The following is a 22,408-nucleotide window of genomic DNA, read 5'->3' as shown; positions in this document are numbered from 1 at the left end:
AAGGACGACGGGCCACACTGAAGGTGTGCATCCATCGCTGTTCTTCCGCCCTGGGGCGCTGCTGTCGCAGCCCGAGCTGGGTGCTGCACGCATCGACGGGGTGCTGATCGAGGTCGGTGAAGGCTACATGCCGCCCGACCTGCCAGAGGACGACGCCGCTCGCGCACGCTCCCTCTCCCCTGTCCTCGTCTCCGGCTACGCCCTGAGCGGGCCGAGTGCAGCGTGGGTTCACGGCGCCGGCGACGCACCGCCGATCCGCCATCATCTCCAGCGCATCGGCGCCCACCGCCCCCGCGTCGAGCGCGCCCTGAACGTCGTGCTGCACGAGCGGACGACTGCAGCGGGCGACATAGAGCTGATCGACGACGTCCCTGTGACCACCAGGGTGCGGACCCTCGTCGACCTGGTTCTCGGCGCCGACGCTGACGAGAGCACGGCCGAGTGGATGCACCGGCTCGCCGCCACGGCACCCGAGCTGGTGCCTCAGGTGCGCGGTATCCTCGCATCACGCCACAGGATGCCGGGCAAGCGCGCAGCGCTCGCGAGGATCGACGAACTGGAGCGCGAACTGGAACCTCAGGAGGAGGTCACCCGGTACACGTCGTAGACGGCGTCGATCCGCCGCACGGCGTTGAGCACCCGATCGAGGTGCACCGAGTCGCCCATCTCGAACACGAACCGGCTGATCGCCAGCCGCTCAGTATTGGTGTTGACGGTGGCGGACAGGATGTTCACATGATGCTCGCTGAGCACGCGTGTGACGTCGGACAGGAGGCCGGAACGGTCCAGCGCCTCCACTTGGATCTGGACGCGGAAGACGCTCTTCGTCGTCGGCGCCCACTCCACCTCGATGAAACGCTGCTCCTGATCGCTGAGCGCCTTCACGTTGACGCAGTCCGAGCGGTGCACCGAGACGCCGCTGCCGCGGGTCACGAAGCCGACGATCGGATCGCCGGGTACGGGCGTACAGCATTTGGCGAGCTTGACGAGGATGTCGGCTGCCCCGCGGACGAGGATGCCGGAATCCCCCGCCTTCGGCTCATGCGGTCGCCCGGGGGCGGGCAGCGCGATGGCGCCGGTGCTCGTGTCGTTCGCCGCGACGAGGGAGGTGACCTTCTCGATCACCGACTGCGTCGAGACGTGGCCTTCGCCGACAGCGGCGTACAGTGCGGAGACGTCCTCGTAGTGCAGCTGATGGGCGACCTCGGAGAACGAGTCCTGGCTCATCATCCGCTGCAGAGGCAGGTTCTGCCGCCGCAGCGCGCGAGCGATCGCCTCCTTGCCCTGCTCGATCGCCTCCTCGCGGCGCTCCTTCGTGAACCAGCCCTTGATCTTGTTCCGCGCCCTCGTGCTCTTGACGAAGGTGAGCCAGTCCTGGCTGGGACCGGCATCGGGGTTCTTCGAGGTGAACACCTCGACGACGTCGCCGGTTCGGACCTCGGTCTCCAGGGGAACCAGACGCCCGTTGACCTTGGCCCCCATCGTGCGGTGACCGATCTCGGTGTGCACGGCGTACGCGAAATCGACGGTCGTCGCACCGGCCGGCAGACCGATCACTCGGCCCTTCGGCGTGAAGACGTACACCTCCTTCGCACCGATCTCGAAGCGCAGCGAGTCCAGGAACTCGCTCGGGTCAGCGGTCTCGGCCTGCCAGTCCGAGATGTGGGCGAGCCACGTCATGTCGGTGTCGGACGGACCATCGACGGCCTTGCCGCCGTTCATCCGCTCCTTGTACATCCAGTGCGCGGCGACGCCGAACTCCGCCTGCTGGTGCATCTCGTGCGTGCGGATCTGGATCTCGACCGTTCGTCCGCTCGGCCCGATCACCGTGGTGTGCAGCGACTGATACAGGTTGAACTTCGGTGTGGCGATGTAGTCCTTGAACCGTCCGGGCAGCGGAGTCCACCGCGCATGGATGGCGCCGAGCACCGCGTAGCAGTCGCGTACGGAGTTCACGAGGACGCGGATGCCGATGAGGTCGTAGATGTCGTCGAACTCGCGTCCGCGGATGACCATCTTCTGGTAGACGGAGTAGAGCTGCTTCGGGCGGCCGACGACCTTGCCCCGGATGCGCAGGTCGTGCAGATCCTCGTTGATCGACTCGATGACCTGCTTGAGGTATTTCTCGCGCTGCGGGGTGCGCTGCGCGATCAGACTGTTGATCTCGGCGTAGATCTTGGGATGAAGGACGGCGAACGAGAGATCCTCGAGCTCCGACTTGATCGTCTGGATGCCCAGGCGATTGGCCAGCGGCGCGTAGATCTCCAGAGTCTCCCGTGCCTTCGGCTCCGCCTTCTCCGGGGGGACGAAGCCCCAGGTGCGGGCGTTGTGCAGGCGATCGGCGAGCTTGATGAGCAGCACGCGGATGTCCTTGGACATCGCGACGATCATCTTGCGGACGGTCTCGGCTTGCGCGCTCTCGCCGTACTTGACCTTGTCGAGCTTCGTCACCCCGTCGACGAGCATCGCGACCTCGTCGCCGAACGCGTCGGTCAGCTCGGAGAGCGCGTAGCCCGTGTCCTCGACCGTGTCATGCAGAAGGGCAGCCGCGATCGCCCGGGGACCGAGACCCATCTCGGCGAGGATCTGCGCCACGGCGAGCGGATGCGTGATGTACGGCTCGCCGCTGCGCCGCTTCTGCCCCTCGTGCTTCTCTTTGGCGACGCGGTAGGCGCGTTCGATGATCGCAAGATCGCCCTTGGGATGGTTGACCCGAACGGAGCGGATGAGGTTGTCGAGGTCGTTGATGCGGGGCGCGCGCGAGAAGATGCGGGGCACGAGTCGTCTCAGGCTCGATCCCTGCGTCGACGTTGTCGCCTCCGCCATCACTTCACCTCCGGGTCAGATCATCCTACGCGTACGGCGGGATCGCAGACCCGCCCCTGAACGCCTCAGGACTGGACCGCTGCGCGCTCGCGCAGCTCCAGAACACGACGGTCGCGCTCGACGATCTGCGGTTCCCGCTCGCGGAACAGCGAGTACAGCGGCGCGGCGACGAAGAGCGTCGAGTAGGTCGCGACCAGGATGCCGACGAAGATCGAGAGCGAGATGTCGGTGAGCGTCTCGGCGCCGAGCCAGAACGCGCCGATGAACAGGATCGCGCCCACCGGAAGGGCGGCGACGATCGACGTGTTGATCGAGCGCACCAGCGTCTGGTTCACGGCGAGGTTGACCGATTCACCGAACGTGCGGGCAGAGTTCTCCCCGTCCTCGGTGGTGTTCTCTCTGATCTTGTCGAACACGACAGTGGTGTCGTACAGCGAGTACGCGAGGATCGTCAGGAATCCGATCACGGCCGCCGGCGAGATCTCGAATCCTGCCAGCGCGTACACGCCGACGGTGATCACGAGCACGTCGAGCAGACCGAGGATCGCCGCCGCAGACATCTTCCACGTGCGGAAGTAGATCGCCAGGATCAGGAAGGTCAGTGCGAGGAAGATCGCCAGGCCCCACAGGGACTGCCGGGTGACGTTCTCGCCCCAGGCCGGCCCGATGAACGAGCTGGTGACCTCTTCCGGGTCCACCGAGTAGGTGTCGGCGAGAGCGTTCGCGACGGCGAGCGTCTCGCTCTGCGACATCTGGGAGGTCTGGACGCGCACATCGGTGCCGCCGACGATGACGACTTTCGCGGTGGAGTCAGGGACGACCGACTGAACGGCATCCGTCGCTCTGGTCTGATCGGTCGACTCCGGCGCGAGGACCGTGAACTGCGATCCGCCGGTGAACTCGATGGAGAACTGCACAGGGCGGATCAGCGGCACGAGAACCGAACCGATGACCAGGATGATCGCGATGATGAACCACAGGCGGCGCTTCGCGACGAACGGGAAGGAGGTCTTCCCCGTATACAGGTTGTTGCCGAACTCATTCATGGAGGCCATCAGCGCTCTCCCTCGCTTCCGGCGTCCGTGGTTCTGTCGCTCGAGGTCCTGTCGCCCGCCAGCGCCTCGGCGCGCTTGCGCTCCGCGATCGTCTGGCGACGCTCCGCCTCACCGCGCGAGCGGCTGCTCTTCGCGGCTCTGCCGCCCGTGGCGGGCGTCACCTGCCGGAACTGCGAGCGGGTGTGGTAGACCGCACCGAGCGCGTCCGGGTCGAGTCCCGACAGCTTGTGTCCGCCGCCGAAGAACTTCGTGCGTGCCAGGATCTGCATCACCGGGTGCGTGAAGATCACGAAGATGAACACGTCGATGATCGTGGTCAGACCCAGAGTGAAGGCGAAGCCCTTAACCGTCGCGTCGGCGAGGATGTACAGCACCACAGCGGCCAGGATGTTGATCGACTTCGAGATGTAGATCGTGCGCTTCGCGCGCCCCCAGCCGTCCTCGACGGCGCTGGTGATGGACTTCCCGTCGCGCAGCTCGTCTCGTATTCGCTCGAAGTACACGATGAACGAGTCGGCCGTGAAGCCGATCGACACGATCAGACCGGCGACGCCCGCAAGCGACAGACGGAATCCCATGCGCCAGGCGAGGATGCAGATGATGATGTAGGTCAGCACACCCATCACCGCGATGGACGCGATGATCACGGTGCCGAGGGCCCGGTAGCTGAACAACGAGTACAGCGCGACCAGGGCGAGACCGATGAGACCGGCGATGAGACCGACCTGCAACTGCTGCGTGCCGAGCGTCGCCGAGATCGTGTCGGAGCTCTCGGTGTTGAAGCTGAGCGGCAGCGCGCCGTACTTGAGCTGATCGGCCAGCGCCTCAGCGGACTCCTGGTTGAAGTTGCCGGAGATGCTGGGGCGGCCGTCGAGGATCTGCGCGTTCATCTGCGGAGCGGAGATGACGGCGCCGTCGAGCACGAACGCGAACTGGTCGCGCGGGCTGAGCTGCGCGAGCTTGTTCTGGTAGAGGCGCTGGCTGATCTTGCCGAACACCTCCGTGCCGTTGCCGTCGAGCGTCAGATTGACGGTCCAGGCGCCGGACTGCTGATCGCGGCCGCTCGTCGCGTCGTCGATCGCATCGCCGGTGAGCTCTGTCGGGCCGAGGATGTACTTCACGGACCGCGTGTCATCGCAGGTGATCAGCGGCTGCGTGGGGTCCGCGGTGCCGGCGTTGTTCTCCGGGTTCGCGCAGTCATAGGCGAGGAACTCGGCCTGCAGCTTCGGAGTGATCCACGACATGTCGCTGCCGTTCGTCGGCGTGGCCGTCGGCGTCGCCTGCAGCGTGGGGTCGGGGGTCGGGTACGGCGTGGCGTTGCCGTCCTCGCCGACGAACTCGGTCGCAGGGTCACCGGCGTAGAGGACTGTGCGGAACTCGAGCTGTGCGCTCGCCTGGATCCGGTTGCGGGTCTCCTCGTCGGCGACGCCGGGGATCTGGACGACGATGTTGCGGCCGCCCTCGGTGGTGATGTCGGCCTCGGCGACGCCGGAGGCGTCGACGCGCTGGCGGATGATCGACGCGGCCTGGTCGAGCTGCTCCTGCGTCGGATCCGACCCGTCGGCGGTGGCAGCGCTGAGAACGATCTGCGTGCCGCCCTGCAGGTCGAGAGCGAGCTCAGGAGCCCAGGAGCTCTTCTGGAACCCGTAGACGCCCAGAGCGTTGATGCCGAACAGAGCCGCGGTCACGAGGAGAAGACCGAGGAGCACCTTCCACGCATGGCGGACAGGAGAGGATGAGGCCACGTACGTTCAGCTTTCTGCGAATCCGATCGGACCGGTCAGGATCAGCGGGAGGTCACTTGTCGTCGGCGTCGCGCTCGAGGCGTGCGCGGGTCTGCTCCGGAGTCTCGAGCGTGGCATCGGGAGTGCTCTCCTCGATCACGGACTCGTGAGTGTCGGCGGTCAGGTCGGCGTCGGCGTCGGCGACGGCATCCAGCGGCTCCACGACGCGGAGGATCGCCTGGCTGTGCACCTCGATGACCGTGCCCGGCGCGATCTCGACGAGGGCCGGCGAGTCGAGGTCCTCGGGGTCGTACGCGACGATCTTGCCGTACAAGCCGCCCTGAAGGAGCACCTTGGCGCCCGGGACTGTCTTCGTCGCCTTCTCCTCCTGCTCGGCCTTCATCTGGCGCTGCCGCTTGCGGGTGTTGAAGAACATGAAGACGAGCAGCACGGCGAGGAGGCCGAAGAGGATGATTTCCATCAGGCGGAGCCTTTCAAAAGCGCACGCCGACGATGGACGCGCAGAGAGGGGGTTCGGGGTGAAGTCTTCAGCGATTATAGGTCATCGAACAATGCCGCCCCCTCCGGGTGCGGCAGACCGAGGTGGCGATAGGCCTCCGGCATCGCGACACGCCCGCGCGGCGTTCGCCCCAGAAAGCCGATCCGCACGAGGTACGGCTCGACGACGCTCTCCACGGTCTCCGCCTCTTCGCCCACCGCGACGGCGAGCGTGCTGAGACCAACAGGACCGCCGCGGAATCGGCGAACCAGAGTATCGAGGACCGCGCGATCCAGCCGGTCGAGGCCGATGGGGTCGACGTCGTACAGTTCGAGCGCGGCGTTCACGTCCGCCACAGTCGCCGTGCCCTGCGCGCCGTGGACCAGGGCGTAGTCGCGCACGCGGCGCAGCAGCCGGTTGGCGATTCGGGGCGTCCCGCGCGACCGGCGGGCGATCTCGTGCCTCGCGTCGTCCGGCATGGCCACGCCGAGGACGGCGGAGGATCGCTCGATCACCTTCTCGAGGTCGGAGTCATCGTAGAACTCGAGGTGGCCGGTGAAGCCGAAGCGGTCGCGCAGAGGGTTGGGCAGGAGCCCGGAGCGCGTCGTCGCCCCGACGAGCGTGAACGGCGCAAGATCCAGCGGGATGCTGGTGGCCCCTGCGCCCTTGCCGACCATGATGTCGATGCGGAAGTCCTCCATGGCGAGGTACAGCATCTCCTCCGCGGAGCGCGCCATCCGGTGGATCTCATCGATGAAGAGCACTTCGCCGGGAACGAGGCTGGACAGCAGCGCGGCCAGATCGCCGGCGTGCTGGATGGCCGGGCCGCTCGACAGCCGCAGAGGTCGCTCGCTCTCGTGCGCCACGATCATGGCCAGCGTCGTCTTGCCTAGTCCTGGAGGGCCGGCGAGCAGGATGTGGTCCGGCGGACGGCTCTGGATGCGTGCGGCATCGAGCAGCAGCTGCAGCTGACCGCGCACCTTCGGCTGCCCGACGAACTCGCCCAGACTCGCCGGACGCAGTGCTCCCTCGATCGCGAGCTCGGTCTCGTCGATGGCTTCGGCCGGGTTGCGACCGTCCGCGATCGCGTCGTCAGCCACGTGCGCCTCCCGCTTTCGCAGGTCCGAGGGCCGCGAGCGCCTGCCTCAACAGCGCGGGGACGGAGGAGCGGTCGGCGTCGCTCGCGGCATCCGCGGTCTCTGCTGCAGCCTCGCCGGCGACCTTCTCCGACCATCCGAGACCGACGAGAGCGGCGGTCACCTGCGCGACAACGGCATCCGCTGCCGAACCGGTCCTGCTGCTCGGCGTCGAACTGGGCGGCTGGAGCTTTCCTGCCAGCTGGACGACGATGAGCTTCGCCGTCTTCGGACCGATGCCCGACACGCGTCGGAACGGCGCATCATCGTCGTCGGCGACAGCGGCGGCAATCTGATCGACCGTGAGGTGCCCGAGCACGCCCAGAGCGGACTTGGGCCCGACGCCCGTGACGCTGAGCAGCTGCCCGAACACGTCGAGCTCGACACGATCGGCGAAGCCGAACAGGGTCAGCGCATCCTCGCGGACGATGAGGCTCGTGTGCAGACGCAGGTTCTCTCCGACCCGTGCCGTGTGCGCGACGTCAGCGGGCACGAACACGAAGAACCCGACGCCTCCGACCTCGACGACCACGTGGTCGGTTCCAGTGGACAGCACGGAGCCGTGCAGCGAGGAGATCATGCTCCCAGCCTACGATCCGGATCGTATGTATGTTCGAGCGACACGCTCGGCATCGGCCCACGCTCGCTGCGCCGGCGTGAGGCCTGTCGTTTCCGTCGCTGCAGCGGCTCCACCGCGCCAGGCATGACAGAGGGCGATCGCGAGCGCATCGGCGGCGTCGGCCGGCTGCGGCGGCGCATCCAGGCGCAGGATGCGGGCGATCATCGCCTGCACCTGCTTCTTGTCGGCGGAACCGTACCCCGTGACGGCTGCCTTGACCTCGCTCGGGGTGTGGGTGGCCGCAGGCAGGCCGGCCTCGGCGGCCAGCAGCAGCGCGACGCCGCTCGCCTGAGCGGTTCCCATCACGGTGTGACTGTTGTGCTGCGCGAACACGCGCTCTACGGCGACGGCATCGGGACTGTGCTGCGCGAGGACCGAGCGGATGCCCTCGGCGACCGCGGCCAGTCGCTCGCCGATCGGAGCCTCCGGCGGCGTGCGGATGACCCCGACGTGAACCAGGGTGGCGCGCCGGGAACGATCGACGTCGACGACACCGACACCGCAGCGGGTCAGGCCGGGGTCGATCCCGAGCACACGCAGAGAAGAAGCCGCCACTCCCCCAGGCTATGCGCGCGGGGAGCGGCGGCTTCGCAGACTCGCAGAGGCTCTGGTCGACTTACTCGTCGTTCTCGAGCTCGGCCTGCACCTCAGGGGTCAGGTCGACGTTGCTGTAGACGTTCTGCACGTCCTCGCTGTCCTCCAGAGCGTCGATGAGACGGAAGACCTTGCGTGCCGTGGCTGCGTCGACCTCGACCTTGAGGTTCGGCACGAACTCGACGTCAGCGGACTCGTAGTCGATCCCCGCTTCCTGGAGGGCCGTGCGCACGGTGACGAGGTCGGTCGCCTCGGTGATCACGCCGAAGCCATCGCCATGCGGCTCGACCTCTTCGGCCCCGGCCTCGAGCACGGCTTCCATGACGTCGTCCTCGGTCGTGCCCTCCGCGCCGACGACGATGACGCCCTTGCGGCTGAAGTTGTAGGCGACGCTGCCAGGATCAGCGAGGTTGCCGCCGTTGCGGCTGAGCGCGGTGCGCACCTCTGCGGCCGCCCGGTTCTTGTTGTCGGTCAGACACTCGATCATGAGCGCGACACCGCTGGGTCCGTAGCCCTCGTACATGATCGAGGTGTACTCGACGGCTTCGCCGCCGATGCCGGCGCCGCGCTTGACGGCTCGGTCGATGTTGTCCTTCGGGACAGACATCTTCTTCGCCTTGAACACGGCGTCGTACAGGGTCGGGTTGCCTGCGAGGTCAGCACCGCCGAGCTTCGCGGCGACCTCGATGTTCTTGATGAGCTTGGCCCAGGACTTCGCGCGCCTGGAGTCGATGACTGCCTTCTTGTGCTTGGTTGTCGCCCACTTGGAGTGCCCGGACATATGTCTCCGCTCGTCGAATCCGCCCGAGGCCTCACCAAGGGCGTCGTCCATTCTAACGAACTGCGCGAAGGACGCCTTGTCGCTGCCCGACCGCAGTGGGAGACTGACGCCCATGGACGATCGGGAGCGAGCTCTCGACACCGCGCACCGACGCGCCGCCGAGTTCCTGGACACGCTCGACGACCGTCCGGTGTGGCCGCGTGCGAGCCTCGAAGAGATGCTGACGGCATTCGGCGGGCCGCTGCCGGAAGCCGAGTCGGATCCGGCCGCAGTGGTCGACGAGATCGCCCGGCTCGCAGATCCCGGGCTGGTCGCGATCCCCGGCGGCCGGTTCTTCGGCTTCGTCATCGGCGGCACGCACCCTGCTGCCCTCGCCGCGGACTGGCTGGTGTCTGCCTGGGATCAGAACTCCGGATCATCACGACTGACACCGACGACCGTGGCCATGGAGCGGATCGCAGGAAGGTGGATGCTCGAGCTGTTCGGTCTTCCTTCGTCGGCGAGCGTCGGATTCGTCACGGGAGGGCAGCTAGCGAACTTCACCTGTCTGGCCGCGGCCCGAGGCGCCGTCCTCGCCCGGGTGGGCTGGGACCTCGCCGAGCGCGGGCTCCGAACCGCGCCGCGGATCCGTCTGGTCGTCGGAGCAGACCGTCACGGTTCGATCGACCGCGCAGCGCGCTTCCTCGGGTTCGGCCGCGCCGAGCTGACCGTCGTCGAATCCGACGATCAGGGCCGGATGCGCCCCGATGCCCTCCAGCGCACACTGGACCAGGGGCGCGGCCCGCTGATCGTGTGCCTGCAGGCAGGCGAAGTCCACACCGGCACATTCGACGACTTCGCCGCGCTCCTCCCGATCGCGCACGCACACGGCGCCTGGGTGCACGTGGACGGAGCATTCGGGCTCTGGGCCGCGGCTTCAGAGTCGCTCCGTCCGCTGACGGCCGGTATGGCGGATGCCGATTCCTGGGCGACCGATGCGCACAAGACGTTGAACGTCCCTTACGACTGCGGCATGGCGATCGTGCGGGATCCGGCAGATTCCATCGCCGCATTCCGGACAGGTGGCGACTACCTCATCTACTCGGGGCTCGACCCGTGGGACGTCACGCCCGAGCTGTCCCGTCGTGCCAGGGGCGTGCCGGCGTGGGCTGTCATGCGGAGTCTCGGCCGCTCCGGGATCGAGACCCTCCTCGACCGTCTGCATGCGAACGCCACAGCGATGGCGAGGGGACTCGCCGCGATCGACGGCGTCGAGGTCGTCAACGACGTCGACTACACCCAGGTGATGTTCCGGCTGCATGAGGACGACGCGACAGCAGCGCTGGGACAAGCCATCCTCGCTGAGGGGACCGCGGCCGTCACCGGTGCCGAGTGGCGCGGCAGGGCGACGCTGCGCTGCTCGATGTCCTCCTGGGCGACGACAACGGACGACGTCGATCGCACGATCGCGGCGATCACCCGACTCGTCCTCACCTAGCTGTACTGACCTAGCAGCCTCGGATCAGCCCTCGAGGCTGGTGCTCCCGGATCGTCGCCGCGCGGCATCGACGGCCGGCGTCGACGGGAGCAGCACGGGCACATCCGCTGCCCTGTCCGGCTGCCACTGCGCCCACCCCTCGTCCAGCGGCCAGCCGCCGTCGGCGATGAACTCGCGGACCGCGTACTCGCCCAGGCACCGCACAGCCGCGGCCTGTGCTCCGCTGAAGCGTCCCTGCGCGACGACGGCGTCGAGCTCATCGGCATCCTTCAACCAGATGTCCTCCGAGCCGGCGTGCTCGGCGTCGATCCAGATGTCGAGCACGAGGTCGCGGGAGTACACCGCCGGACTGTCTCCGGCGACCCGCCGGTGCGGAAGCTCGAGGTTGACGTACGCGCCGTCGGGCGTGCCGTCAGGGCGGCGGAAGAACCACACCGACCACGGGCGCCCCGCCGGCGCGACCCTCACCACCCCTGGTCCTGTCCATGCCTTCTCGGCCATCACCCACGGCGTCGTGAAGCGCTCGTCCAACGGCACATCTCTGTGTCGGCGCCCGTCGGCCGGCACCGGCTCCAGCCTGGCCGAACCGGACGGGATCCAGATGACGAGCCCGCGCGGATCGTCGCGCACGACGCGCACCGCTTCGATGTGTCGTCCGTAGCGCCACAGAATGCTGTCGTCCGGAGCGAACCGGGGTGCACCGGCCCGCTCGGACCGCACAGCGTGATCGAATGCGGGGTCTTCGTGCGCTGAGCCGTGTCCTGCGTCCTCGAGGAGCGCGATCGCCTCGTCGATCGACATGTCGTCGTCGCAGATGCGCTCCCAGCCTTCTCCTCGCCGCCCAATGAGCGTGGCGTTGCCGCCGCTCGCACTGACACTCGTGGATCCGATCGGCAGGCGCATCCCGCCACGCTACCGTGGCGCGTGCGGATCAGCCGACGGCGGCCAGCAGTCGGCGATGGAACCGATCCTCGCCGCTGATCTCCGGGTGGAAGCTCAGCCCGATGAGCGACCCCTGCTCGACGCCGACGATGCGTCCGTCCTCGAGCTGCGCCAGCACGTCGGCACGCGGTCCGACCGATTCGATGAGCGGGCCGCGGATGAACGCGGCGCGAACGGGTGCACCCGAGATCGCCGGAGCGCGCAGCTCCGCCTCGAAGGAATCGACCTGCCGACCGAAGGCGTTGCGCCGGACTACGGCGTCGAGCCCGCCGAACGACTGCTGCCCGTCGATGGCGTCGACGACCGTGTCAGCGAGCATGATGAGACCCGCACAGGTGCCGAGCATCGGCATCCCGTCCCGGATCGCGTCGCGGATCGGCTCACGGACCTCGAACGCTCGTGAGAGCTTGTCGATCACGGTGGATTCCCCGCCGGGGATCACCAGAGCGTCCACCTGCGCGAGCTCGTCGGCGCGTCGGACGCGCAGCGTGTCGACGCCGAGTCCCTGCAGGACGTGCTCGTGCTCGCGCACGTCGCCCTGCAGGGCCAGGATGCCGACGCGTGGACTACCAGCCACGCTCGGCGAGCCGGTGCGGCGCCGGCAGGTCGGACACGTTGATGCCGACCATGGCCTCACCGAGGCCGCGGGACACTTCGGCGATGACCTTGGCGTCGTCGTAGAACGTCGTGGCCTTCACGATCGCCTTCGCCCGAGCCGCCGGGTCGCCGGACTTGAAGATGCCCGATCCGACGAAGACGCCGTCGGCGCCGAGCTGCATCATCATGGCAGCATCCGCCGGGGTGGCGACGCCGCCGGCGACGAACAGCACGACGGGGAGCTTCCCTGTGGAGGCGATCTCGGCGACGAGCTCGTACGGCGCCTGCAGCTCCTTGGCCGCGACGTAGAGCTCGTCCTTGGGGAGCGCTGCGAGAGTCGCGATCTCTCCGCGGATCTTGCGGATGTGCTTCATCGCCTCCGACACGTCGCCAGTGCCGGCCTCGCCCTTGGAGCGGATCATGGCAGCGCCCTCGTTGATGCGCCGCAGAGCCTCGCCGAGGTTCGTCGCGCCGCACACGAACGGGATCGTGAAGTCGTACTTGTCGATGTGGTTGACGTAGTCGGCCGGTGAGAGCACCTCGGACTCGTCGATGTAGTCGACACCGAGCTCCTGCAGCACCTGCGCCTCGACGAAATGCCCGATGCGCGCCTTCGCCATCACCGGGATCGAGACGGCGTCGATGATGCTGTCGATCATGTCGGGGTCGCTCATGCGCGATACGCCGCCCTGGGCGCGGATGTCCGCCGGGACGCGCTCGAGCGCCATGACGGCGACGGCACCGGCGTCCTCGGCGATCTTCGCCTGCTCTGCGGTGACGACATCCATGATGACGCCGCCCTTGAGCATCTCGGCGAGACCGCGCTTGACGCGTGCCGATCCTGTGGTGGTGTTCTCGTCGCTCTTCTCAGCCGTGGCCATGGTGGATCCTTCCGTGCATCCAATCGTGCTTTTGATCTATGCCAAAAGATATCACCGTGCGGGCGCACCCTAGACTCGGATGACGGGAGGTGTCGTGAACGAGCAGATCACCGGGCGGACGGCCAGCGAGATCGCCACCAGCGTGCGCGCGCTGCGTGAACGCGGTGTGCTCTCCCCCGGCACTCTGCTGCCGCCGGTCCGCGAGCTCGCGGCTCGGCTCGGCGTCAACCGCAACACCACGGTCGCCGCCTACCGCCAGCTGTCGCAGGCCGGAATCGTCGTCACCCGGGGCCGCGCAGGGACGATGCTCGTCGAACACGACGCCGTGGCTCAGGAGGGGTACGCGCAGGACACCGTGCTGCGCGACATCGGAACCGGCAACCCGGACCCCACTCTGATCCCGGATCCGTTCTCGGTGCTCAGCGGCGTGCTCGGTCGCCCTGTTCTCTACGGCGAGCCCGTCATCGATCCGTCGCTCGAGGCCTGGGCGCGTGACTGGATCGCCCCCGATCTGCCGGCATCCGATTTCCGTGTCACGATCACGAGCGGCGCTGTGGATGCCGTGGAACGGCTGCTCGCACAGGCACTGATGCGCGACGACGCGGTCGCGCTCGAGGATCCGTGCTTCCTCGCCAGCATCCACACGGTGCGTCTCGGCGGTTATCGCGCCGTCCCCGTACCCGTCGACGACGAGGGCATGACTGTCGAGGGACTCCGCGCGGCGTTGGATGCCGGAGTACGGGCGGTCATCTCCACGCCGCGGGCGCAGAACCCGACGGGCGTGAGCCTCTCCCCCGAGCGGGCGGCTGCCCTGCGCGCACTGCTCGCGGAGCATCCGTACGTCCTCATCATCGAGGACGACCACTTCTCGATGCTGTCGGAGCGGCCGTACGAGAGCCTGATCGGGCCCGGGCACCGACGGTTCGCGCTGCTGCGATCGGTGTCGAAGTTCCTCGGTCCTGACATGTGCCTGGCGATCGCAGCGACGGATCCCGAGACGGCCGAGCGCCTCGCGATGCGCCTGAGCCCCGGCACCACGTGGGTGAGTCATCTGCTGCAGCGGTTGACGATCGGCATGCTCACCGATGACACGGCTGCGACGACGATCCGCGCGGCCGGCGCCCACTACGCGGAACGCAACCGCGCGTTCGCCGCTCGCCTCCGAGACCACGGAATCGACGCCGAATACGTCGACGGCATGAATCTGTGGGTGCGGCTTCCCCGTCCGGCCCGCTCCGTCTCGGAACGGCTGATGCGACGGGGGTGGCTGGCCCGCACCGGTGACGAGTTCCTCCTCGACGAGGCCGCCGGCCCCTCCCATCACATGCGCCTGACCGTGCACGCTCTGAGCGATGTGGACGCCGAGCAGCTGGCCGCTGACATCAGCACAGCCGTGCGGTGATCGTGCGGCGCAGGTGAGAAGATCGAGGGATGAAGATCCTCTCGATCCAGTCCGCCGTCGCCTACGGACACGTCGGCAACTCGGCCGCTGTCTTCCCGCTGCAGCGCATCGGCGTCGACGTCCTGCCGGTGTACACGGTGAACTTCTCCAACCACACCGGCTACGGGGCCTGGCGCGGTCCGCTCATCGACCCGGACGACGTCCGTGATGTGATCACCGGCATCGAAGAGCGCGGCGTCTTCGAGCAGGTCGACGCGATCCTGTCCGGGTATCAGGGCGGCGAAGGCATCGGCGATGTGATCATCGACGCCGTGGCTCGCGTGAAGGCCGCGAACCCCCGAGCGCTGTACGCGTGCGACCCGGTGATGGGCAACGCGAAATCCGGATGCTTCGTCGCACCGGCGATCCCTGAGCTCCTGCGCGAGAGGGTCGTGCCCGTCGCCGACATCATCACGCCGAACCAGTTCGAGCTCGGCTTCCTCACCCGCACCGAGCCAGACACGCTCGAGTCGACGCTGGAGTCCGTGGACCTCGCTCGCGCGATGGGCCCGCGGACCGTGCTCGTCACCAGCGTCGAACGACCCGATCGCGAGGAGGGCACCATCGAGATGCTCGCCGTCGACGACGCCGGAGCGTGGATCGTGCAGACGCCGTTCCTGCCGATGAAGGCGAACGGCTCCGGCGACGTCACGGCGGCGCTGTTCACCGCGCATTACGTCGAGACCGGCAGCGCGCAGGTCGCGCTCGAGCGCACGGCGTCGAGCGTGTTCGATCTGCTGCAGCTGACCCTGGATTCAGGAGAGCGGGAGCTGCAGCTCATCGAGGCGCAGGAGTCCTACGCCCACCCGAAGCTCCAGTTCACAGCACGTCAGGTGCGCTGACCGGTTCCCGAGCCTGTCGAAGAGTCAGCTCGCCGGCCAGGCGTTGGCGACGGCCTCACGCACTTCGCCGAGGAGCTGCGGGAGCGCCTTCGTCTTCGCGATGATCGGGAAGAAGTTCGAATCGGACTTCCACCGCGGAACGATGTGCTGGTGCAGGTGCGCGTCGACACCAGCCCCGGCGACGGCCCCCTGGTTCATGCCCAGGTTGAAGCCGTCGCAGTTCGACACCTCCCGCAGCACCCGCATGCCCACCTGGGTGAGCGCGCCGATCTCGGCGACCTCCTCGGGCGTCGCCTGGTCGTAGGTGGCGATGTGGCGGTACGGGCACACGAGCAGATGCCCGGAGTTGTACGGGAACAGGTTCAGCAGCACGTACGCCGTCTCGCCACGTGCGACGATCAGGCGCTCGGCATCAGGATGCTTCGGAGCCTCGCAGAACGGGCATTCCTCGCGCAGCGGCTCCGGGCCCGCCTGGATGTACGCCATCCGGTGCGGGGTCCACAGCCGCTGGAACTCGTCAGGGACGCCGGCGAGGTGCCCGGCATCCTCTGCGGCATCCCCCTCGGTCACGGCAGGTCACCCACGGTGTGCACGAGTGCGTGCGACTCGATCGCCGCGCGGATGCGGGCGACGGCATCCGCGACCGGCACGCCGTTCTCCTGCGTGCCGTCACGGAATCGGAACGAGACGGTTCCGGCATCCCGGTCCTTCTCCCCCGCGATGAGGATCAGCGGCACCTTGCCGGTGGTGTGGTTGCGGATCTTCTTCTGCATCCGGTCATCCGAGGTGTCGAGCTCAGCACGGACACCGCTGTCCCGCAGCGTCGTGATGACCTCGCCGAGATAGTCGGCGAAGTCATCCGCTACGGGGATGCCGACGACCTGCAGGGGCGAGAGCCACACCGGGAAGTCGCCGGCGTAGTGCTCGAGCAGGATCGCGAAGAAACGCTCGATCGAACCGAAGAGCGCCCGGTGGATCATGATCGGACGCTTCTTCTGCCCGTCCTTGTCCATGAACTCGAGGTCGAAGCGCTCCGGGAGGTTCGGGTCGACCTGGACCGTGGAGAGCTGCCAGGTGCGTCCGATCGCGTCGCGGGTCTTCAGGTCGATCTTGGGGCCGTAGAAGGCCGCCTCGCCTGGTACCTCGGTGAGCTTGAGGCCGGATGCCAGTGCGACGCGTCGCAGCGCATCGGTCGAGCTCTCCCAGAACTCGTCGGAGCCGATCCACTTGGACTTCTCATCGTCCTTCATCGACAGCTCGAGTTCGAAGTCCGACAGACCGAAGTCGCGGAGCATCGAGAGGATGAACTCCAGGACCTTGCCGACTTCTTCTTCGAGCTGGTCGGGGGTGACGAACAGGTGCGAGTCGTCCTGAGTGAAGCCGCGCACCCGGGTGAGGCCGTGCAGCGCGCCGGAGAGCTCGTTGCGGTAGACCGTGCCGTTCTCAGCCAATCGGAGCGGCAGGTCGCGGTAACTGCGCGCGCGCTCCTTGTAGATGAGGATGTGCATCGGGCAGTTCATGGGCTTCAGGTAATAGTCCTGGCCCTGCTTGGTGATGTTGCCCTCGTCGTCGCGCTCCTCGTCCATGACGATGGGCGGGAACATCCCGTCCTTGTAGGTGACGAGGTGGTTCGAGGTGAGGAACAGATCCTCCTTCGAGATGTGCGGCGTGTACACGTAGGTGTAGCCGCCCTCGATGTGGCGCTTGCGCGCGTGCTGCTCCATCTCGCCGCGGATCATCCCGCCGCGCGGGTGCCAGACGCTGAGCCCGGAGCCGATCTCCTCCGGGAAGGAGAACAGGTCGAGCTCCTTGCCGAGGCGTCGATGGTCGCGCTTGGCTGCCTCTTCAAGACGGTGCTGGTACGCGCGCAGTTCATCCTTGGTGGGCCACGCCGTGCCGTAGATGCGCTGCAGCTGCGGGTTCTTCTCGCTGCCGCGCCAGTAGGCCGCGGCGATGCGGGTGAGATCCCACCCGTTGCCGATCATGCGTGTGCTGGGCAGGTGCGGACCGCGGCAGAGGTCCTTCCAGACGACCTCGCCGTCGCGCGTGGTGTTGTCGTAGATGGTGAGCTCGCCGGCGCCGACCTCGACGGAAGCTCCTTCGGCGGCTTCCTTGCCGCCGCCCTTGAGCCCGATGAGCTCGAGCTTGAACGGCTCGTTCGCGAGCTCGGCGCGCGCCTCGTCGTCGGTGACGACGCGGCGGACGAAGCGCTGGCCCTCGCGGACGATGCGCTGCATCTCCTTGGAGATCGCCTTGATGTCCTCGGGGGTGAACGGAGTCTCGACGCCGAAGTCGTAGTAGAAGCCGTCGGTGACGGGCGGGCCGATGCCGAGGTTCGCCTGCGGGTTGATGCGCTGCACCGCCTGGGCGAGGACGTGAGCGGTCGAGTGCCTGAGGATCGCGAGGCCGTCCTCGCTGTCGATCGTGACCGGCTCGACCTCGTCGGTCTCGGTCACGGTGGTCGCGAGATCCTTGAGTTCGCCGTTCACACGCATGGCGACGACGGATCGGTCAGAGAACAGGGCGAAGCCGTCACGGGGGGCGGCGTTCGACTCGTCGATTTCAGGCACAGGTCACTCCATCTGGGTCGCCCTCTAGGCTACTCGCCTCGCGGGGGTGGCCCGTGCGCTCACGTGTGCGTCACGAAGTGGTTGCACGCGAGCACGATGCGTCGCAGACAGACTGCCGCCGTGTACGCGTATGCAGGTCCGTAACCCGATTGCGCGATCGGTGCGGATTCGAGTCGGCGGAGTACCGCATCAGCCGCATCGGCCGCTCGAGCGAGCTTCGCACCGGCCTCCGGGTCATCCGTGACCGCACCGACGATGTCCGCGCACGCGCGAACCGCATCGGCCAGGGCCTGCGCTGTTGCGGCATCAGGAGACTCGCCCTCATCGGTTGCCTGGATCAGGACGACCGCGAGGTCCCGAGCGGCGTCGCTCGTTCGAGCCAGCGCCGACATCCGCAGTGTGTTGAGCTCTTTGTCCGCTGCGCGCCGTCTCCCGCGTGGATTCGCCCGGCTGCTCTCGTCCGCTTGACGGACCTCGTCCTCGACGGTGGAGAGCATCGCAGGCAGATCGTCCGTCGCGCGGGCGAGCCGTTCTGCGTCAACAGGGTCCTCGGCCACGGCATCCGCGATCTCCTCGAGTGCGCCCCGCAACTTCTCGCGCAGGCCGGTGAGCTGCTCGCCGGCTCTTCTCAGGAACAGCGGCGGGACGACGATGAGGTTCATCGCCACTCCGACGAGGACGCCGAATGCGGTCGTGAACAGATACGACAGCGTGAAGTCGTCACCCGCCGGTCCACCGACCAGCAGCACGAACAGTCCGGCGATCGCGACCCAATCCCGCCCATCGCCGAGCGCTGCGATCCCACCGAGGGCGATTCCGACGGCGATGACCATCGCGACCGCGACCACGCCTGGAGCACCGGTCGACACGAGCAGGAGCCCGCCGAGCCCCAGGACGATGCCTATCGCGAGACCGATGAGGGCTTGGACGCCAGCACGCGCGGATCCGACCACGGTCGGATACATGCTGATGAGCACGCCCAGTGGCGCGTAGTACGAGTACTCGCTGTCGGCCAGGGGCACGAACGGCGCGAGGTACCACGCGATCGCGGCGGCGATCGCCGTCTTGGCTGCGAGCAGCAGACGGTCACCGCTGGTGGCCTCGCGGCCCCATCCGGTGAAGGAGGAGGTGACGCGGTTACGGTAGGTCTTCGACGTCGACCTCATCCTCGTCGCTTTCCTCGCCGTCTGCCCGTTCCGACGCAGCTGGATCCTCATCGCCGACGTTGAAGTCCGGGTCGGTCCCGACCACCGTCGGTCGTTCGTCCTTCTGCTCGTCCATGGGGTTCGACATGTCGTGCTCCGTTCATCCTGTGCGGGACATCAGTCTTGCGTTCTGCTTCAGATTCGCCGCGCCCGTTGACTTTCGGCGAAAGGCCACCGCCATTCGCTGACCGCAGGGCTGTCTTCACCGTGCTGCCTCGTGTAGTCGCGCGCACGCTCACGGCGGGCGAGCAGATCCGCGATCAGCGTCGAGTAAGTCGATTCGCCGTCGGGGAGCCGGCGAAGAGCGTCGGCGGCGAGCCGAAAACGATCGAGGTCGTTCAGCATGACCATGTCGAACGGCGTCGTGGTCGTGCCCTTCTCCACATAGCCGCGCACGTGAAGGTTCGCGTGGCCCCGGCGGCGATATGCCAGTCGATGGATGAGCCAGGGATAACCGTGGTAGGCGAATACGATCGGCCTGTCTGCGGTGAAGGTCGCATCGAAGTCATCGTCCGACATGCCATGCGGGTGCTGATCCTCGGCCTGCAGCTTCATCAGGTCGACGACGTTCACGACTCGCAGCGCGATCTCGGGCGCTTCCTCACGGAGGATGGCCGCCGCGGCGAGCACCTCGAGCGTGGGGACGTCGCCTGCCGCGGCGAGGACGACGTCCGCGCTGTGCTCGTCCGTCTCCGAACCTGCCCATTCCAGGATGCCGACACCTCGCGTGCAGTGCCTCACGGCCTCGTCCATGGTGAGCCACTGGGGAGCGTCCTGTTTTCCAGCGACGACGACGTTGACGTAGTCGACCGTTCGGAGACAGTGATCGTATGTGCTGAGAAGCGTGTTGGCGTCGAACGGCAGATAGACGCGAACGACGTCGGCGCTCTTGTTCATCGCGAGGTCGATGAAACCGGGATCCTGATGGGTGAACCCGTTGTGATCCTGACGCCAGACGTGGCTCGAGAGCAGATAGTTCAGACTCGCGACGGGACGGCGCCACTCGATCGACCGGGAGGTCTCCAGCCACTTGGCGTGCTGGTTGAACATCGAGTCGACGATGTGCACGAATGCCTCGTACGAGTTGAAGATTCCGTGGCGCCCCGTCAGGAGGTACCCTTCGAGCCATCCCTGGCACTGGTGTTCGCTGAGCACCTCCATCACCCGCCCGGCGCGGGCGAGATGCTCGTCGAGCGGGCTGGTCTGAGCATTCCATTGCTTGTCCGTCGCCTCGTACACGGCGGGTGCGAGTTTGTTGGACGCGGTCTCGTCCGGACCGAAGATCCTGAAGGTGTGCGGATTGCGGCGGATCACGTCCGCCAGATAGCCGCCGAGGACCTCGGTGGCCTTGGCATCCGAGGCGCCGGGGCGGTCGACATCCACGGCGAAGTCTCGGAACTCCGGAAGATCCAGGTCCTCCCGGAGCACGCCGCCATTGGCGTGCGGGGACGCGGACATCCGCCGGTCGGCGTCCGGGACGAGACCGTCGATCTCCCTGTTCGGGGTTCCCTCGGCGCCGAACAGCTCGACGGGATCGTATGACCTGAGCCACTCCTCCAACTGGTGGAGGTGCCCGACGTTCTCGCGGGCCCCTGGTAGGGGGACCTGATGCGCCCGCCACGTGCCTTCGACGGGAAGTCCGTCCACCAACTCGGGTCCGGTCCAGCCCTTGGGCGAACGGAGGATGATCATCGGCCAGCGAGGGCGCACCGAGTCCCCTTCGCGAGCGGCGGTGCGGATCTCGGCGATGCGATCCGCCGCCAGGTCCAGCGTCTTCGCGAACCGTCGGTGCACGTCGCCGTGCTCATCGTCTGCAGAGAACTCGACCAGCAGCGGATCGTGCCCGTACCCGCGCATGAGGTCCAGCAGCTCGTCGTCAGGGACGCGATCCAACACCGTCGGATTGGCGATCTTCCAGCCGTTCAGGTGCAGGATCGGCAGCACCGTGCCGTCGGTGACGGGGTCGAGGAATTTGTTCGCGTGCCAGGCAGTGGCCAGCGGCCCGGTCTCGGCTTCACCGTCGCCGATCACGCAGAACACCGTGAGTGCCGGGTTGTCGAACGCCGCGCCGTAGGCGTGGCTCAGGGAGTATCCCAGCTCACCGCCCTCATGAATCGAGCCCGGCGTCTCCGGAGCGGCATGACTGGGGATACCCCCGGGGAAGGAGAACTGCCGGAAGAGGCGGGCCATGCCCTCTTCATCTCTTGTGATGCTGGGGTAGATCTCCGAATAGGTGCCGTCCAGCCACGCGTTGGCGACCATGCCCGGCCCCCCATGACCCGGTCCGGTGATGTAGAGCGCATCCAGCCCGCGATCCTGGATGAGCCGGTTGGCGTGCGCGTAGACGAGGTTCAGTCCCGGCACCGTGCCGAAATGTCCCAGCAACCGGGGCTTCACATGCTCTTTCACGAGCGGTTCGGTCAACAGCGGATTCGACTGCAGGTAGATCTGCCCCACGCTGAGATAGTTCGCGGCGCGCCACCACGCCTCCAGTTGCGCGACTCTGGCGTCATCGATCATGCGTTCACGATAGGACCCGAACAGCTATGGTCCACAGGGGTTGCGCAGAGAGCCCGTATGGTCCAAGCTCGCGGAGAACGATCGATGAAACACGAAAACCCCCGGTGAGACCGAGGGTTTTGTCTGTGCGCGATACTGGGATCGAACCAGTGACCTCTTCCGTGTCAGGGAAGCGCGCTACCGCTGCGCCAATCGCGCCCGTTGGGGCTGTTCAGTTGTACGGTGAGGTGGCGACGGGATTCGAACCCGTGTAAACGGCTTTGCAGGCCGGTGCCTAGCCGCTCGGCCACGCCACCGTGTGGATTGACCCCACGTGCCGTGAGCCTCTGGAAGAGACTCTCTGCACTCGAGCGGATGACGAGATTCGAACTCGCGACCCTCACCTTGGCAAGGTGATGCGCTACCACTGCGCTACATCCGCATTTCGTGTTCCGGCGTCCCGGGCACTTGTAAAACATTAGCCGAAGATTCCCGAGGCGCAAAACTCGACACGGATCTCGCGCGTGTCCATAGGAATGGTCCTGGGGCGCTGAAACCGTCCGGTAGTATCGATTCCTGACCCCATGGGTCTTGGGCGATTGGCGCAGTTGGTAGCGCGCTTCCTTCACACGGAAGAGGTCGTCGGTTCGAGTCCGGCATCGCCCACCATCTCATCTCCGTCTCGCACGTCGATGTCGGCATCCGCGCGTATCGTTCTGC

Annotated in this window: 20 protein-coding genes and 4 tRNA genes; 5 read left to right on the top strand and 19 right to left on the bottom strand. The window is 67.1% G+C overall.

All coding sequences use genetic code 11. The features are described 5' to 3' along the window. The first annotated feature begins 25 nt into the window (after nt 1-25). Nucleotides 26-607: a hypothetical protein gene (locus LQZ87_RS09280; protein ID WP_230103191.1), complete on the top strand. Its 582-nt coding sequence runs from the start codon at nt 26-28 to the stop codon at nt 605-607. Here the strand turns inward: LQZ87_RS09280 and LQZ87_RS09275 are convergent. From LQZ87_RS09275 to LQZ87_RS09240, 8 genes are all read right to left on the bottom strand, one after another. Next, nucleotides 577-2,826, bottom strand: a complete 2,250-nt coding sequence (locus tag LQZ87_RS09275; protein ID WP_230103190.1) for a bifunctional (p)ppGpp synthetase/guanosine-3',5'-bis(diphosphate) 3'-pyrophosphohydrolase — start codon at nt 2,824-2,826, stop codon at nt 577-579. The two genes, LQZ87_RS09280 and LQZ87_RS09275, sit on opposite strands and share 31 nt — an antisense overlap. Before the next feature lie 65 nt (nt 2,827-2,891). Next, nucleotides 2,892-3,881, bottom strand: a complete 990-nt coding sequence (gene secF, locus LQZ87_RS09270) for a protein translocase subunit SecF (RefSeq protein ID WP_230103189.1) — start codon at nt 3,879-3,881, stop codon at nt 2,892-2,894. Further along, complete coding sequence (gene secD / locus LQZ87_RS09265; protein ID WP_230103188.1) at nt 3,881-5,626, bottom strand: protein translocase subunit SecD; 1,746 nt, start codon at nt 5,624-5,626, stop codon at nt 3,881-3,883. Before secD ends, secF begins: the two co-directional genes overlap by 1 nt. Nucleotides 5,627-5,678: 52 nt before the next feature. Further along, nucleotides 5,679-6,086 carry a preprotein translocase subunit YajC gene (locus LQZ87_RS09260; RefSeq protein ID WP_230103187.1) on the bottom strand — a complete coding sequence of 136 codons (408 nt, stop codon included), beginning with the start codon at nt 6,084-6,086 and terminating at the stop codon, nt 5,679-5,681. A gap of 74 nt (nt 6,087-6,160) precedes the next feature. Further along, nucleotides 6,161-7,189: a Holliday junction branch migration DNA helicase RuvB gene (gene ruvB / locus LQZ87_RS09255; RefSeq protein ID WP_230103440.1), complete on the bottom strand. Its 1,029-nt coding sequence runs from the start codon at nt 7,187-7,189 to the stop codon at nt 6,161-6,163. A gap of 7 nt (nt 7,190-7,196) precedes the next feature. Beyond that, nucleotides 7,197-7,820, bottom strand: coding sequence for a Holliday junction branch migration protein RuvA (gene ruvA, locus LQZ87_RS09250; protein ID WP_230103186.1), 624 nt, complete (start codon nt 7,818-7,820; stop codon nt 7,197-7,199). 9 nt (nt 7,821-7,829) lie between these two features. Continuing rightward, complete coding sequence (ruvC, locus tag LQZ87_RS09245; protein ID WP_230103185.1) at nt 7,830-8,414, bottom strand: crossover junction endodeoxyribonuclease RuvC; 585 nt, start codon at nt 8,412-8,414, stop codon at nt 7,830-7,832. 61 nt (nt 8,415-8,475) lie between these two features. Continuing rightward, complete coding sequence (locus tag LQZ87_RS09240) at nt 8,476-9,234, bottom strand: YebC/PmpR family DNA-binding transcriptional regulator (RefSeq protein ID WP_230103439.1); 759 nt, start codon at nt 9,232-9,234, stop codon at nt 8,476-8,478. 112 nt (nt 9,235-9,346) lie between these two features. Between LQZ87_RS09240 and LQZ87_RS09235 the strand changes: the two genes are divergently transcribed. Beyond that, on the top strand, nt 9,347-10,711 hold the full coding sequence (locus LQZ87_RS09235; protein ID WP_230103184.1) for an aminotransferase class V-fold PLP-dependent enzyme: 1,365 nt from the start codon (nt 9,347-9,349) through the stop codon (nt 10,709-10,711). 24 nt (nt 10,712-10,735) lie between these two features. On the opposite strand, the gene LQZ87_RS09230 is transcribed toward LQZ87_RS09235, so the two are convergent. The 3 genes from LQZ87_RS09230 to pdxS are packed head-to-tail and all read right to left on the bottom strand — an operon-like array spanning nt 10,736 to nt 13,131. Further along, the gene (locus LQZ87_RS09230) at nt 10,736-11,614 is read right to left on the bottom strand and encodes a DUF402 domain-containing protein (protein ID WP_230103183.1); all 879 of its coding nucleotides are present in this window, start codon (nt 11,612-11,614) and stop codon (nt 10,736-10,738) included. A 28-nt stretch (nt 11,615-11,642) separates the two neighbouring features. Beyond that, nucleotides 11,643-12,230: a pyridoxal 5'-phosphate synthase glutaminase subunit PdxT gene (gene pdxT / locus LQZ87_RS09225; protein WP_230103182.1), complete on the bottom strand. Its 588-nt coding sequence runs from the start codon at nt 12,228-12,230 to the stop codon at nt 11,643-11,645. After that, on the bottom strand, nt 12,220-13,131 hold the full coding sequence (gene pdxS / locus LQZ87_RS09220) for a pyridoxal 5'-phosphate synthase lyase subunit PdxS (RefSeq protein WP_230103181.1): 912 nt from the start codon (nt 13,129-13,131) through the stop codon (nt 12,220-12,222). Before pdxS ends, pdxT begins: the two co-directional genes overlap by 11 nt. Before the next feature lie 79 nt (nt 13,132-13,210). On the opposite strand from pdxS, the gene LQZ87_RS09215 reads away from it, so the two are divergent. Both LQZ87_RS09215 and pdxY read left to right on the top strand, forming a co-directional pair. Beyond that, complete coding sequence (locus LQZ87_RS09215) at nt 13,211-14,533, top strand: aminotransferase class I/II-fold pyridoxal phosphate-dependent enzyme (protein WP_230103180.1); 1,323 nt, start codon at nt 13,211-13,213, stop codon at nt 14,531-14,533. A gap of 29 nt (nt 14,534-14,562) precedes the next feature. Beyond that, nucleotides 14,563-15,414: a pyridoxal kinase PdxY gene (pdxY, locus tag LQZ87_RS09210; protein WP_230103179.1), complete on the top strand. Its 852-nt coding sequence runs from the start codon at nt 14,563-14,565 to the stop codon at nt 15,412-15,414. A 24-nt stretch (nt 15,415-15,438) separates the two neighbouring features. Here pdxY and LQZ87_RS09205 read toward each other — a convergent pair whose 3' ends face one another. The 8 genes from LQZ87_RS09205 to LQZ87_RS09170 form a co-directional block, all read right to left on the bottom strand. Then, nucleotides 15,439-15,984: an HIT domain-containing protein gene (locus tag LQZ87_RS09205; RefSeq protein ID WP_230103178.1), complete on the bottom strand. Its 546-nt coding sequence runs from the start codon at nt 15,982-15,984 to the stop codon at nt 15,439-15,441. Beyond that, nucleotides 15,981-17,909: a threonine--tRNA ligase gene (gene thrS / locus LQZ87_RS09200; RefSeq protein ID WP_230103438.1), complete on the bottom strand. Its 1,929-nt coding sequence runs from the start codon at nt 17,907-17,909 to the stop codon at nt 15,981-15,983. Before thrS ends, LQZ87_RS09205 begins: the two co-directional genes overlap by 4 nt. A 134-nt stretch (nt 17,910-18,043) precedes the next feature. Further along, complete coding sequence (locus LQZ87_RS09195) at nt 18,044-19,150, bottom strand: FUSC family protein (RefSeq protein ID WP_230103177.1); 1,107 nt, start codon at nt 19,148-19,150, stop codon at nt 18,044-18,046. Continuing rightward, complete coding sequence (locus tag LQZ87_RS09190; RefSeq protein ID WP_230103176.1) at nt 19,122-19,277, bottom strand: hypothetical protein; 156 nt, start codon at nt 19,275-19,277, stop codon at nt 19,122-19,124. The genes LQZ87_RS09195 and LQZ87_RS09190 overlap by 29 nt, the downstream gene beginning before the upstream one ends. Nucleotides 19,278-19,324: 47 nt before the next feature. Then, nucleotides 19,325-21,709 (bottom strand): phosphoketolase family protein, encoded by a 2,385-nt coding sequence (locus LQZ87_RS09185; protein ID WP_230103175.1) that lies wholly within the window; start codon nt 21,707-21,709, stop codon nt 19,325-19,327. A gap of 126 nt (nt 21,710-21,835) precedes the next feature. Next, nucleotides 21,836-21,907, bottom strand: a tRNA-Val gene (locus tag LQZ87_RS09180). 27 nt (nt 21,908-21,934) lie between these two features. After that, nucleotides 21,935-22,005, bottom strand: a tRNA-Cys gene (locus tag LQZ87_RS09175). 53 nt (nt 22,006-22,058) lie between these two features. Next, nucleotides 22,059-22,130: transfer RNA gene (locus tag LQZ87_RS09170), tRNA-Gly, on the bottom strand. Nucleotides 22,131-22,281: 151 nt separating this feature from the next. On the opposite strand from LQZ87_RS09170, the gene LQZ87_RS09165 reads away from it, so the two are divergent. Continuing rightward, nucleotides 22,282-22,357, top strand: a tRNA-Val gene (locus LQZ87_RS09165). Nucleotides 22,358-22,408 lie beyond the last annotated feature (51 nt).

Source organism: Microbacterium sp. Bi121, assembly GCF_918698005.1.
Lineage (GTDB): Bacteria > Actinomycetota > Actinomycetes > Actinomycetales > Microbacteriaceae > Microbacterium.
This window is presented reverse-complemented; position numbering and strand designations above follow the sequence as displayed.

Coding starts and splice junctions, on each gene's coding strand:
- LQZ87_RS09275 (WP_230103190.1), bottom strand. CDS start 2,826: ATGGCGGAGGCGACAACGTCGACGCAGGGATCGAGCCTGAGACGACTC.
- secF (WP_230103189.1), bottom strand. CDS start 3,881: ATGGCCTCCATGAATGAGTTCGGCAACAACCTGTATACGGGGAAGACC.
- LQZ87_RS09260 (WP_230103187.1), bottom strand. CDS start 6,086: ATGGAAATCATCCTCTTCGGCCTCCTCGCCGTGCTGCTCGTCTTCATG.
- ruvA (WP_230103186.1), bottom strand. CDS start 7,820: ATGATCTCCTCGCTGCACGGCTCCGTGCTGTCCACTGGAACCGACCAC.
- LQZ87_RS09240 (WP_230103439.1), bottom strand. CDS start 9,234: ATGTCCGGGCACTCCAAGTGGGCGACAACCAAGCACAAGAAGGCAGTC.
- LQZ87_RS09235 (WP_230103184.1), top strand. CDS start 9,347: ATGGACGATCGGGAGCGAGCTCTCGACACCGCGCACCGACGCGCCGCC.
- LQZ87_RS09230 (WP_230103183.1), bottom strand. CDS start 11,614: ATGCGCCTGCCGATCGGATCCACGAGTGTCAGTGCGAGCGGCGGCAAC.
- pdxS (WP_230103181.1), bottom strand. CDS start 13,131: ATGGCCACGGCTGAGAAGAGCGACGAGAACACCACCACAGGATCGGCA.
- LQZ87_RS09215 (WP_230103180.1), top strand. CDS start 13,211: ATGACGGGAGGTGTCGTGAACGAGCAGATCACCGGGCGGACGGCCAGC.
- pdxY (WP_230103179.1), top strand. CDS start 14,563: ATGAAGATCCTCTCGATCCAGTCCGCCGTCGCCTACGGACACGTCGGC.
- thrS (WP_230103438.1), bottom strand. CDS start 17,909: ATGCGTGTGAACGGCGAACTCAAGGATCTCGCGACCACCGTGACCGAG.
- LQZ87_RS09195 (WP_230103177.1), bottom strand. CDS start 19,150: ATGAGGTCGACGTCGAAGACCTACCGTAACCGCGTCACCTCCTCCTTC.
- LQZ87_RS09190 (WP_230103176.1), bottom strand. CDS start 19,277: ATGTCGAACCCCATGGACGAGCAGAAGGACGAACGACCGACGGTGGTC.
- LQZ87_RS09185 (WP_230103175.1), bottom strand. CDS start 21,709: ATGATCGATGACGCCAGAGTCGCGCAACTGGAGGCGTGGTGGCGCGCC.